The following is a 12,032-nucleotide window of genomic DNA, read 5'->3' on the forward strand; positions in this document are numbered from 1 at the left end:
GTGTGGTTAAACGGGTATTTCGCCCAAATAAATGTGTGCAATCTGGTCGTCGTGAAGCAGCGCTGTCGATTCGCCATGATGAACAATGCTGCCGCTGTCCATCACCCACGCGCTGTCGGTCACTTCCAGCGCGAGCCGGGCGTTTTGTTCGATCAGCAGCAGGGCGACGCCGCGCTCGCGCAGCCCGGCAATAACGGCAAATATGTTCTCGACCATCTTCGGGGCAAGGCCCATCGACGGCTCGTCGAGGATCAGCAGGCGCGGGCGGCTGAGGAGGGCGCGGTTAAGGGCCAGCAGCTGTTGCTCGCCGCCGGACAGCAGCCCGGCAAGCTGATGCTGGCGCTCGCCCAGACGCGGGAAACGTTCGAAAATCTCGTTCATCTCGCGCTTAATGGTGACAGTGTCACGTCTTAGCCAGGCGCCCATCTGCAGGTTTTCCAGTACCGTCATGCGGGAGAAGATCCCGCGGCCCTCCGGGACCATGACCAGCCCGTCACGAAGCAGGGTCTCCGGGCTCTGTTTACGGACCGGCTTACCGCTGAATTCAATACTGCCGCTAAAGCTTTCCAGCCCGGTAATGGCGCGCACGGTGGAGCTTTTACCCGCGCCGTTAGCGCCGATCAGCGTAGCCTGTTCGCCCTCGTGCAGGGTAAAGGAGACATCGCGTACGGCCTGAATGCCGCCGTAATGCACGTCCAGACGTTCTACCTTCAGTATTTCAGTCATGGGCGTTACCTCCAAGCCAGGCGGCGATCACTGCCGGGTCGCGCCGCACGCTTTCCGGCGTACCGCTGGCGAGCGTTTTTCCGTAATCAAGCACCGTCAGGCGATCGCAGATGCCCATCACCAGCTTGACGTCATGTTCAATCATTAGCAGGGTTTTGCCGTCATCGCGGATGCGGATGAGCAGATCGCCGAGCGCCACTTTTTCCGCCGCGTTCATTCCTGCGGCGGGCTCGTCCAGCGCCAGCAGCAGCGGATCCGTCGCCAGCGCGCGGGCGATTTCAAGGCGACGCTGATGACCATAGGCCAGATCGCAGGCGCGATAGTGGGCGAACTGCGCAATGCCGGTATAGTCCAGCCAGTGCCAGGCCAGTTCGCGGGTCTGCTTCTCTTCCTCGCGGGCGCGTTTATGGCGGCTCAGCGCGGCCCACAGGCCGTTACGGGTGCGCACGTGGCGGCCCACCATCACGTTTTCCAGCACCGACATCTCGTTGAAGAGGCGCACGTTCTGGAAGGTGCGGGCAATCCCGGCGGCGGTGACTTTCTCTATGTGCTTTGGGAAGTAGGGCTTATCGGCAATCGAAAACTCACCGCTGTCCGCCGGATAAAGCCCGGTGATCAGGTTAAAGCAGGTGGTTTTTCCCGCGCCGTTGGGGCCAATCAGCCCGTAGATTTCCCCCCTGTTCACGGTAATCGAAACGTCATCTACGGCAGTCAGACCGCCGAAGCGTTTTGACATGTTGCGTACGGTTAACAGGCTCATGCCTTCACCTCCTTGTGGCGTACCGGCCAGAGGCCTGACGGGCGCACCAGCATGACCAGCACCAGTGCCAGACCGTAAAACAGCTGGCGCAGCACTTCCGGGTCAATCAGTACCGTACCGAACAGCGCCTGCTGAACCGGCGCTGCCTGGCTGCGCAGCAGTTCCGGCAGGGCGGTAAGCAGTACCGCGCCCAGGATCACGCCCGGTATGTGCCCCATACCGCCCAGCACCACCATCGCCAGTACGGCAATCGATTCCTGTAAGGTGAAGGATTCCGGGGAGACAAAGCCCTGAAACGCGCCGAACAGCGCACCTGCTATGCCGCCAAAGGAGGCGCCCATCGCAAAGGCGAGCAGCTTATAGTTACGCACGTTGATGCCCATCGCGCGGGCCACGTCTTCATCCTCGCGGATGGCGTGCCAGGCGCGGCCAATACGGGAATGCTGCAGGCGCAGGCAGACAAAAATAATCGCTACAATCACCAGCATCAGCAGGTAGTACCACAGCCACAGGGCGGGCACTTTGAAACCAAACCAGTGGTAGACGCCGCTAAACTTCAGGCCGAACAGTTTCAGCGTATCCACCCCGGTAATGCCCTTTGCGCCGTTGGTGATGTTTACCGGACGGTCGAGGTTGCGCATCAGGATGCGGATAATTTCGCCAAAGCCGAGGGTCACTATCGCCAGGTAGTCCCCGCGCAGCTTCAGCGTGGGCGCACCGAGTAAAATCCCGCAGACTGCCGCCACGAGAGCCGCCAGCGGAATAATGAGCAGATACGAGGTGTGCAGCCCATCCGGGAACCAGACGCCGAGGATCGGAAACACCTCCAGCAGGTGTGGAGAAGCCATCAGTGCCGCGAGGTAGGCGCCGACGGCGTAAAAGGCGATAAAGCCCATGTCCAGCAGGCCGGTATAGCCGACCACAATATTGAGCCCGAGCGCCAGCATGATGTAGAGCAGGGCGAAGTCGATAACGCGCACCCAGTAGTTGCCGCCGAGCTGCGTGGCCACCACGGGCGCAATCAGCAGCGCGAGGCAGAACAGGCTCATGCCTGACCAGAATTTGCGCGTCGTCGTCGGGGCCTGAATTTGAAGTGTTGTCATGGTATTCCTTACGCCCTGTGCGCTACGCGCTCGCCCAGCAGGCCAGCCGGACGGAAGACCAGCACCAGGATCAGCACCATAAAGGCAAAGACATCCTGATAGTTGCTGCCAAATACACCGTGGGTCAGTTCACCCAGGTAGCCTGCGCCCAGCGCTTCGATAATGCCGAGCAGGATGCCGCCAATCATGGCACCCCGAATGTTACCAATGCCCCCCAGCACGGCGGCGGTAAAGGCCTTGATCCCGGGTAAAAAACCCATCGAGAAGCTGGCGTTACCGTAGTTGCTCGCCATCATTACGCCTGCCAGCGCGGCAAACGCCCCGCCAATGGCAAACGTCAGGGTGATAATGGCGTTTGGGTTAACCCCCATCAGCGTGGCCACGCGCGGATTTTCCGCCACGGCGCGCATGCCGCGCCCCAGGCGGGTGTATTCCACCAGCAGCCAGAGCCCGGTCATCACCGCCAGCGCCAGCGCCACGGTGACAATACCGGTAACGGTCACGATGGCGGGAGGGTGCATTTCACTTCCTGACGTCACGGTAATCGGATCCATGGGCAAGATCTGCGGAAACATCAGCGGGTTGCGCGTCCAGATAATCATCGCCACGGTTTGCAGCAGGACGGAGACGCCGATACCCGAGATCAGCGGCGCCAGGCGCGGAGCGTTGCGCAGTCGACGGTAGGCAAAGCGCTCCACGGCCATGGCCAGCAGGGCGCAAACGGCCATGGCAATCATCAGGGCAACGCCGAGCTGCAACAGCAGCGGCATATGCGGGAAGGTGCTGTTCAGGGCGTTAATGGCGGAGAGCGTGGTGAGCGCGCCGACCATAAGAATATCGCCGTGGGCAAAGTTAATAATGCGCAAAATGCCATACACCATGGTATAGCCCAGCGCGATCAGCGCGTAGATGCTTCCCAGCATCACACCGTTGATCAGTTGTTGTATGAGTGTATCCAACGTCTGTACCCGCAAAGTGCTCGTTCTGCGGCTACCATCCAATAAATGAATTAAATTGTAAAATACACATCTATTATTTCTTATGATAAATAAATATTGTTTTATGTTTATGATTTAAATGAAAATAGTTAATGCCTGCTTTTGGGTGAAAAGCCTAAAGAAATCAACATATGAATAAAACAGAACAATTGGCGAGCCTGACGGCGTTTGCAGAGAGCCGCCTGGCAAACGATCCGCCGCTTCGGGCCGTACGTGCATTCGAGGCCATCGCCAGGCTGGGGAGCGTCACGCTGGCCGCGCAGGAGCTGGATATCTCTCCGTCGGCCGTCAGCCATCAGCTCAAGGTGCTCGAAGGATACCTGCAAATGCCGCTCACGGAACGTCAGGGACGAAGGCTGGTGCTGAGCCAGCACGGGCGGGAATATTACCGCTCGATCCGTGCGGCCTTTAACGTGTTGCGCCAGGCGACGGAGCATCTGGCGGAGCAGGCGCAAACGCGTCAGGTCACCATCAGTCTGATTCCGCTTTTTGGTATGGGGTGGTTTATCCCGCGCTTGCCTGCGTTCATGCGCGCCAATCCCCAAACCGAGATCAACGTGGTGTATGCCAACCACCGTAACTATCTGAGCGACGCGTCGGATATGTCGATTCGTTTTGGTAACGGGCAGTGGGCGGGGTATCAGAGTGAAAAACTAATTTCCGGCCAGATGGTGCCGGTATGCAGCCGCGCGTTTTTGCGCGTTCATGGCCATATCGACACGCCTGAACAGCTGCTGCAAATGCCGCTGCTGCACGATGAAGAACGTACTAGCTGGACGCAGTGGTTTTTGTTGCAGGGGGTAAAACGTCCACTCCGGCGCAGCGGCCCGCTGTTTGAAGACGGGCTGTTGACGCTGGCGGGCGTTCAGGCAGGGCTGGGATGTGCGCTCATGCGTGAGCCGCTGATTGCGCCATATCTTGAGAGCGGCGAGCTGGTCAAGATATTTGACTTACCGATTGATGACGGGCGCGATTATTACCTCTGCGTGCGCTCAGATTCAGAGATGACCGAAGACGGCAAGCTGCTGCAAACCTGGCTGCGTCGGGCGGCAGGCGGGGAGTTGTCTGTCGGGTAAAAGCGGAAGATAAAAAAAGCCAGCGTGTTACGCTGGCTTTTTGACAAACAAGATTTTAGAACTGGTAGGTCAGACCCAGCGCCACGATGTTGTCGGTACCGATACCTGCCTGGCGAGTGAACTGGTTGTCGTCCAGCAGGTTGATTTTGTAATCCACGTAGGTGGACATGTTTTTGTTAAAATAGTAGGTGGTGCCGACATCAATGTATTTAACCAGATCCTGGTCGCCGAAGTTCTCGATGTCTTTACCTTTAGACTGCAGGTAAGCGATGGATGGACGCAGGCCAAAGTCGAACTGATACTGAGCCACAACTTCGAAGTTTTGCGCTTTGTTTGCAAAGCCGTAGATGTCGCTGCGGTTACCGTTAGAGGTACCGAAACGGGTTGCGTTATAGGTCTGAGAGTACTGCGCGGCAAGGTAAACGTTGTTCGCGTCGTACTTCACGCCGCCGCTGTACACTTCAGCGCGGTCGCCTTCACCGTATACGCCAGCTGCATTCTGGTCAGCGGTACGACGGGAAGAGGACATTGCACCACCGACGCTGAAGCCTTCACCCAGATCGTAAGTCAGAGACGCGCCGTAGCCGTCGCCGTTCTGGTTCAGCAGGCTGCGGCCGTTAGTGTTTTCACCGCTTACGCTGCCATTTTTACCCTGGTACTGCAGGGCAAAGTTCAGGCCGTCAACCAGACCGAAGAAGTCCTGGTTACGGTAAGTTGCCACGCCGTTTGCACGAGACTGCAGGAAGTTGTCGGCACCGTAGGTGTCACCGCCGAATTCTGGCAGAACGTCGGTCCAGGAGGTCACGTCGTAAATCACGCCGTAGTTACGACCGTAATCGAATGAACCGGCTTCAGCGAACTTCAGACCTGCGAAGGCCACACGGGTCCAGGACTGGTTGTCGCCTTCGTCCTTGTTACCCTGAATCTGGTATTCCCACTGGCCGTAACCGGACAGCTGGTCGTTAACCTGGGTTTCACCCTTGAAGCCGATACGCATGTAGGTTTTATCGCCGTCTGCGCCTGCGTCATCAGAGAAATAGTGCAGACCTGTCACTTTACCGTACAGATCCAGCTTGTTACCGTCTTTGTTATAAATCTCAGCTGCGTTTACAACGCCTGCTGCCAACATGGAAGTGACTGCCACTGCAACTAATTTAAGTTTCATCTTAAATATTCCTTATAATTTTTTTCAGTATTTCCTGAACCATCGCGAGCGATTTCTTAACGAGGCTGTTCGTCAACGGCGTGCTATTTTTAAAAATCTTGTAGTTGTCTTTCAATAATAAGTTTCAAAATATGAGTAATAATTTCATTTAGTGTGATCGAGATCGGATTAATGACGGCTGAATAAAATGTTGCGGCGATTATTTAATCAGAGTGAGTTGATTTTTTTGGCAACCATGATGGCGAATATTATTGCATTTCGTGTTATTAATAGCGGTAATATTCGCAGGGAAGTAGTTACGCAGCGGTGTCAGGTTATGTCAATTTGATGTCGGGGGAATTGACGAAGGAAGATAATATAAACAGAACATCAACAAATGCACTAATGTTCTGATTAATATATTACGATGTGATCACATATTAAATTTATGTTAATTTTTCTGCCGGATTTAATCGAACCCGGCATAAATCTGAACCCTATTTTCGTGTAGCGTACCAGCAGAGCAATGACCCGGCGCAGACCATCAGCGCGCCCTGCCAGAACGAAAAAGAGAGGGGGGAGCTTAGCAGCACGGCTGCAAGCGCGGCGGAGAGCACGGGAGTAAAATAGGATACGGCAGCCAGCACCGTGACGTTACCGTGCAGAATGCCAATATTCCATGCTGCATAGCCAAACCCAAGCGCAATGCCGCACATAACGAGCTTCACGATAACCGGAAAGCTGAACACCATTTCTGGCTGATCGCTAATAGTATATTTCACCCACAGGCTCAGCGCAGTGAGCAAAACAAAGAGGGTAATACCGTTTTGCCCTTTGGCAAATTTGGCGGTTACGGTGCAGTAGGCGGCCCAGATAAATGCTCCGGCAAAAGCAAGCGTATAGCTAAGGGGATTAGAGACGACATTGCGGATTATTTCATCAATGTGTAATCCTTGCTCACCTCCTAATACCCAACACACGCCGAGCAGAGCGATAGCTAAACCGGGGACGACCCACAGCGTTGATTTCTGTCCGTTGAATAAAATAGCAAAGACGATCGTCAGGCTCGGCCAGAGATAATTAACCATACCGACTTCTATGGCCTGCGCTCGTGTGGCGGCATAGCCTAACGACAGCGCCAGACAAATTTCGTAACTGACAAACAGTACGCTGCCTGCAATAAGATACCCGGGTGAAAAACGTTTAATATCAGGAAATCCTACCGTTACCAGGCACAATAACCCACTGAGGGTGTAAATCATCGCCGCGCCGCCGACGGGCCCCAGCCCCTCGCTTACGCTGCGAATCAGGCCCACCATTGTGCTCCATAGCAGTATCGCCGCCAGCCCCGTGAGCGTTGCTCTCTTTCTGTCCATTACGTTTTCATCGCTAATAAAATCAAAGGGAAAATGTATAGCATTAATTCTGACCCTGTCGCGAATTATTCTCTTACGTGTTTAACCCTTAAGGGGTATTCAAACGCGGCAGCGGTGACTATTAAGGGGGCGACGTCAGGCGACCTTGATTTGACGCAAAAAAAACAGGGGCTTTAATGTTAGTTTGCGGCGCGAAGTCTTATCAGATAACGAGGACAACAATGGACGTCAGCCGCAGACAATTTTTCAAAATCTGCGCGGGCGGTATGGCCGGAACCACAGCCGCAATGCTGGGATTTGCTCCCAAAATGGCGCTGGCTCAGGCACGCAACTATAAGCTGCTGCGTGCGAAAGAGATCCGTAACACCTGCACATACTGCTCCGTGGGTTGTGGGCTATTGATGTATAGCCTGGGCGATGGCGCGAAGAACGCCAGAGAAGCGATTTACCATATTGAAGGGGATCCGGATCATCCGGTGAGCCGTGGGGCGCTGTGCCCGAAAGGGGCGGGACTGCTGGACTATGTCCACAGCGAAAACCGCCTCCGCTACCCGGAATACCGCGCGCCGGGTTCTGATAAATGGCAGCGTATCTCCTGGGATGAGGCCTTCTCCCGTATTGCAACATTGATGAAAGCCGACCGCGACGCCAATTTTATTGAAAAGAACGCGCAGGGCGTGACGGTCAACCGCTGGGTTTCCACCGGCATGCTGTGTGCCTCGGCGGCCAGCAATGAAACCGGCATGCTAACGCAAAAATTTGTGCGCTCGCTCGGCATGCTGGCGGTAGATAACCAGGCGCGCGTCTGACACGGACCAACGGTAGCAAGTCTTGCTCCAACATTTGGTCGCGGTGCGATGACCAACCACTGGGTTGATATCAAAAATGCGAACGTCGTGGTGGTGATGGGCGGTAACGCCGCTGAGGCCCATCCGGTGGGGTTCCGCTGGGCGATGGAAGCGAAAAACAACAACGATGCGACGCTTATCGTCGTCGATCCGCGCTTCACGCGTACGGCATCGGTGGCCGATATCTATGCGCCAATCCGTTCCGGTACGGACATTACGTTCCTCTCCGGGGTTCTGCTGTACCTGATCGAAAACAACAAAATTAACGCGGACTACGTTAAGCATTACACCAATGCGAACCTGCTGGTGCGGGATGATTTTGCCTTCGATGACGGGCTGTTCAGCGGCTATGACGCTGAAAAACGCCAGTACGACAAAACGTCCTGGAACTATCAGTTCGATGAAAACGGCTATGCGATGCGGGATGAAACGCTCACGCATCCGCGCTGCGTGTGGAACCTGCTGAAGCAACACGTTTCCCGCTATACGCCGGACGTGGTGGAGAACATCTGCGGCACGCCGAAAGCGGACTTCCTGAAGGTGTGCGAGGTGCTGGCCTCCACCAGCGCCGCTGACAGAACCACCACGTTCCTGTATGCGCTGGGCTGGACGCAGCACACCGTGGGCGCGCAGAACATCCGTACCATGGCGATGATCCAGCTGCTGCTCGGCAACATGGGGATGGCCGGTGGCGGCGTGAACGCCCTTCGCGGACACTCTAACATTCAGGGCTTAACCGATCTCGGCCTGCTCTCCACCAGCCTGCCGGGCTACCTGACGCTGCCGTCGGAAAAGCAGGCCAGTCTGCAAGCGTATCTTGAAGCTAATACGCCAAAAGCAACGCTGCCGGACCAGGTGAACTACTGGAGCAACTATCCGAAGTTCTACGTCAGCCTGATGAAATCCTTCTACGGCGACGCGGCGCAGAAGGAGAATGACTGGGGCTTTGAGTGGCTGCCCAAGTGGGATCAGGCTTACGACGTCATCAAGTATTTCAACATGATGGATAAGGGCGACGTCACCGGTTATATCTGCCAGGGCTTTAACCCGGTGGCGTCATTCCCGGATAAAAACAAAGTCGTGCGCAGCCTGAGCAAGCTGAAGTACATGGTGGTTATCGATCCGCTGGTGACCGAGACCTCCACCTTCTGGCAGAACCACGGGGAATCCAACGATGTCGATCCGGCGTCGATTCAGACCGAAGTGTTCCGCCTGCCGTCCACCTGCTTTGCGGAAGAGGACGGCTCTATTGCCAACTCCGGCCGCTGGCTGCAATGGCACTGGAAAGGGCAGGATGCACCGGGCGAAGCGCGTAACGACGGCGAAATTCTGGCCGGCATTTATCATCGTCTGCGCGAAATGTACCGCACCGAAGGCGGCAAAGGCGCTGAGCCGCTGCTGAAGATGAACTGGCACTACAAGCAGCCGGATCGTCCTGAGTCTGAGGAAGTCGCGAAAGAGAACAACGGCGTGGCGCTGGCGGATCTCTACGACGCCAACGGTAGCCTGGTGGCGAAGAAAGGCCAGCTGCTGAACAGCTTTGCGCTGCTGCGTGACGACGGTACCACGGCATCGTCCTGCTGGATCTACACCGGCAGCTGGACGGAGCAGGGTAACCAGATGGCGAACCGCGATAACGCTGACCCGTCAGGCCTGGGCAACACGCTGGGCTGGGCATGGGCGTGGCCGCTGAACCGTCGCGTGCTGTACAACCGCGCGTCCGCCGACGTGAACGGCAAGCCGTGGGATCCGAAACGGATGCTGATCCAGTGGAACGGGGCGAAGTGGACGGGGAACGACATTCCGGACTACAGCACCGCCGCGCCGGGCAGCAACACCGGGCCATTCATCATGCAGCCGGAAGGGCTGGGGCGCCTGTTCGCCCTCAACAAGCTGGCAGAAGGGCCGTTCCCGGAACACTACGAGCCGATGGAAACGCCGCTGGGGACCAACCCGCTGCACCCGAACGTGGTCTCAAGCCCGGTGGTGCGCATCTACGAAGAGGACGTGCTGCGCTTAGGCAAAAAGGACAAATTCCCGTACGTGGGGACGACCTACCGCCTGACCGAGCATTTCCATACCTGGACCAAGCACGCGCGGCTTAACGCCATCGCGCAGCCGGAACAGTTTGTGGAGATAAGCGAAACGCTGGCGAAGGCGAAAGGCATTGCCAACGGCGATCGCGTCAAGGTGAGCAGCAAGCGCGGCTTTATTCGCGCCGTGGCGGTGGTGACCCGTCGTTTGCAAAGTCTGAACGTGCACGGCCAGCAGGTGGAAACCGTCGGTATTCCGCTGCACTGGGGCTTTGAAGGGGTGGCGCAGAAAGGCTATATCGCCAACACCCTGACGCCAAACGTCGGCGATTCCAACTCGCAAACGCCGGAGTACAAAGCGTTTCTGGTCAACATCGAGAAAGCGTAAGGAGCGATTAAATGGCGATGGAAACACAAGACATTATTAAACGCTCCGCGACTAACCCGATTACCCCCGCGCCTCGCGCGCGGGACTACAAGGCTGAAGTCGCCAAGCTTATCGACGTCTCCTCCTGCGTGGGCTGTAAGGCCTGCCAGGTGGCCTGTTCGGAGTGGAACGATATCCGCGACGAGGTGGGGCACTGCGTCGGGGTTTACGATAACCCGGCGGATCTGAGCGCCAAATCCTGGACGGTGATGCGCTTTAGCGAAACCGACCAGAACGGCAGGCTGGAGTGGCTGATCCGCAAGGACGGCTGTATGCACTGTGAAGATCCGGGCTGCCTGAAGGCGTGTCCGTCTGCCGGTGCGATAATTCAGTACGCCAACGGGATCGTCGACTTCCAGCAGGATAACTGCATCGGCTGCGGCTACTGCATCGCGGGCTGTCCATTTAATATCCCGCGCCTCAATAAAGAGGATAACCGGGTATACAAATGCACGCTGTGCGTCGATCGCGTCAGCGTCGGGCAGGAGCCTGTGTGCGTGAAGACCTGTCCGACCGGTGCGATCCACTTCGGCACCAAAAAAGAGATGCTCGACGTGGCGCAAGAGCGCGTGGAGAAGCTGAAAGCGCGCGGCTACGACAAGGCAGGCATTTACAACCCGCAGGGCGTAGGCGGCACGCACGTGATGTATGTGCTGCATCACAACGACCAGCCGGAGCTGTATCACAACCTGCCGAAAGATCCGGCGATCGATACCTCCATCAACCTGTGGAAAGGGGCGCTTAAACCGCTCTCAGCGGCGGGCTTTATCGCCACCTTTGCGGGGCTGATTTATCACTACATCGGTATCGGCCCGAATAAAGAGGTGGATGACGACGAGGAGGAGCATCATGAGTAAGTCGAAAATGATAGTGCGCACCAAATTTGTCGATCGCGCCTGTCACTGGACGGTGGTCATTTGCTTCTTCCTGGTGGCGGTATCCGGCATTTCGTTCTTCTTCCCGACGCTGCAGTGGCTAACGGAAACCTTCGGTACGCCGCAGATGGGGCGCATTCTGCACCCGTTCTTCGGCGTGCTGATTTTCTTGGTGCTGATGTTTATGTTCGTGCGCTTTGTCCACCACAACATCCCAGACAAGCAGGACATTCCGTGGGTGAAAGGGATTATCGAAGTCCTCAAGGGTAACGAGCATAAAGTCGCGAAGGTGGGGAAATACAATGCCGGACAGAAGATGATGTTCTGGACCATCATGAGCATGATTTTTGTGCTGCTGGTGACAGGCGTGATGATCTGGCGTCCGTATTTTGCACAGTACTTCCCGATCCAGGTGGTGCGTTACGCGCTGCTAATTCACGCGACGTCTGCCATCATCCTGATTCATGCCATCCTGATCCATATGTATATGGCGTTCTGGGTAAAAGGGTCGATCAAAGGGATGATTGAAGGGAAGGTGAGCCGCCGCTGGGCGCAGAAACATCACCCGCGCTGGTATCGTGATGTGGAACGGCTGGAGGCGAAACAGGAAAGTACGGAAGGAATGAAGTAAGACCTGCGCCGTCGGCTCTGCCCGGCGGCGCTGCG

10 protein-coding genes are annotated in these 12,032 nt (G+C 56.4%); 4 read left to right on the plus strand and 6 right to left on the minus strand.

The window, feature by feature from the left end:
• Positions 1-6: 6 nt before the first annotated feature.
• The 4 genes from IM265_RS02630 to IM265_RS02645 are packed head-to-tail and all read right to left on the minus strand — an operon-like array spanning position 7 to position 3,548.
• The gene (locus tag IM265_RS02630) at positions 7-726 is read right to left on the minus strand and encodes an ABC transporter ATP-binding protein (protein ID WP_193030731.1); all 720 of its coding nucleotides are present in this window, start codon (positions 724-726) and stop codon (positions 7-9) included.
• Entirely contained in the window at positions 719-1,486 is a 768-nt protein-coding gene (locus IM265_RS02635) for an ABC transporter ATP-binding protein (RefSeq protein ID WP_136485724.1), read from the minus strand. Before IM265_RS02635 ends, IM265_RS02630 begins: the two co-directional genes overlap by 8 nt.
• A complete protein-coding gene (locus tag IM265_RS02640; protein WP_193030729.1) occupies positions 1,483-2,589 on the minus strand; it encodes a branched-chain amino acid ABC transporter permease in 1,107 nt (368 codons plus the stop codon). Before IM265_RS02640 ends, IM265_RS02635 begins: the two co-directional genes overlap by 4 nt.
• A gap of 8 nt (positions 2,590-2,597) precedes the next feature.
• Positions 2,598-3,548 (minus strand): branched-chain amino acid ABC transporter permease, encoded by a 951-nt coding sequence (locus IM265_RS02645; protein ID WP_045260595.1) that lies wholly within the window; start codon positions 3,546-3,548, stop codon positions 2,598-2,600.
• A gap of 170 nt (positions 3,549-3,718) precedes the next feature.
• Here IM265_RS02645 and IM265_RS02650 point away from each other — a divergent pair, with 170 nt between their 5' ends.
• The gene (locus IM265_RS02650) at positions 3,719-4,663 is read left to right on the plus strand and encodes a LysR substrate-binding domain-containing protein (RefSeq protein WP_028013257.1); all 945 of its coding nucleotides are present in this window, start codon (positions 3,719-3,721) and stop codon (positions 4,661-4,663) included.
• Positions 4,664-4,718: 55 nt separating this feature from the next.
• On the opposite strand, the gene IM265_RS02655 is transcribed toward IM265_RS02650, so the two are convergent.
• Positions 4,719-5,828: a porin OmpC gene (locus IM265_RS02655; RefSeq protein ID WP_028013256.1), complete on the minus strand. Its 1,110-nt coding sequence runs from the start codon at positions 5,826-5,828 to the stop codon at positions 4,719-4,721.
• A gap of 476 nt (positions 5,829-6,304) precedes the next feature.
• Positions 6,305-7,183, minus strand: a complete 879-nt coding sequence (yddG, locus tag IM265_RS02660) for an aromatic amino acid DMT transporter YddG (RefSeq protein ID WP_028013255.1) — start codon at positions 7,181-7,183, stop codon at positions 6,305-6,307.
• A gap of 221 nt (positions 7,184-7,404) precedes the next feature.
• On the opposite strand from yddG, the gene fdnG reads away from it, so the two are divergent.
• From fdnG to fdnI, 3 genes are read left to right on the plus strand one after another with little or no spacing between them, the layout of a single operon-like run.
• Positions 7,405-10,452 carry a formate dehydrogenase-N subunit alpha gene (fdnG, locus tag IM265_RS02665; RefSeq protein WP_193030727.1) on the plus strand — a complete coding sequence of 1,016 codons (3,048 nt, stop codon included), beginning with the start codon at positions 7,405-7,407 and terminating at the stop codon, positions 10,450-10,452.
• An 11-nt stretch (positions 10,453-10,463) separates the two neighbouring features.
• Positions 10,464-11,348, plus strand: a complete 885-nt coding sequence (fdxH, locus tag IM265_RS02670; RefSeq protein ID WP_136485731.1) for a formate dehydrogenase subunit beta — start codon at positions 10,464-10,466, stop codon at positions 11,346-11,348.
• Positions 11,341-11,997: a formate dehydrogenase-N subunit gamma gene (gene fdnI / locus IM265_RS02675; protein WP_193030725.1), complete on the plus strand. Its 657-nt coding sequence runs from the start codon at positions 11,341-11,343 to the stop codon at positions 11,995-11,997. Before fdxH ends, fdnI begins: the two co-directional genes overlap by 8 nt.
• Positions 11,998-12,032 lie beyond the last annotated feature (35 nt).

The sequence above is a fragment of the Enterobacter cloacae complex sp. P17RS genome, from assembly GCF_014895885.1.
Taxonomy (GTDB): Bacteria; Pseudomonadota; Gammaproteobacteria; order Enterobacterales; family Enterobacteriaceae; genus Enterobacter; species Enterobacter bugandensis.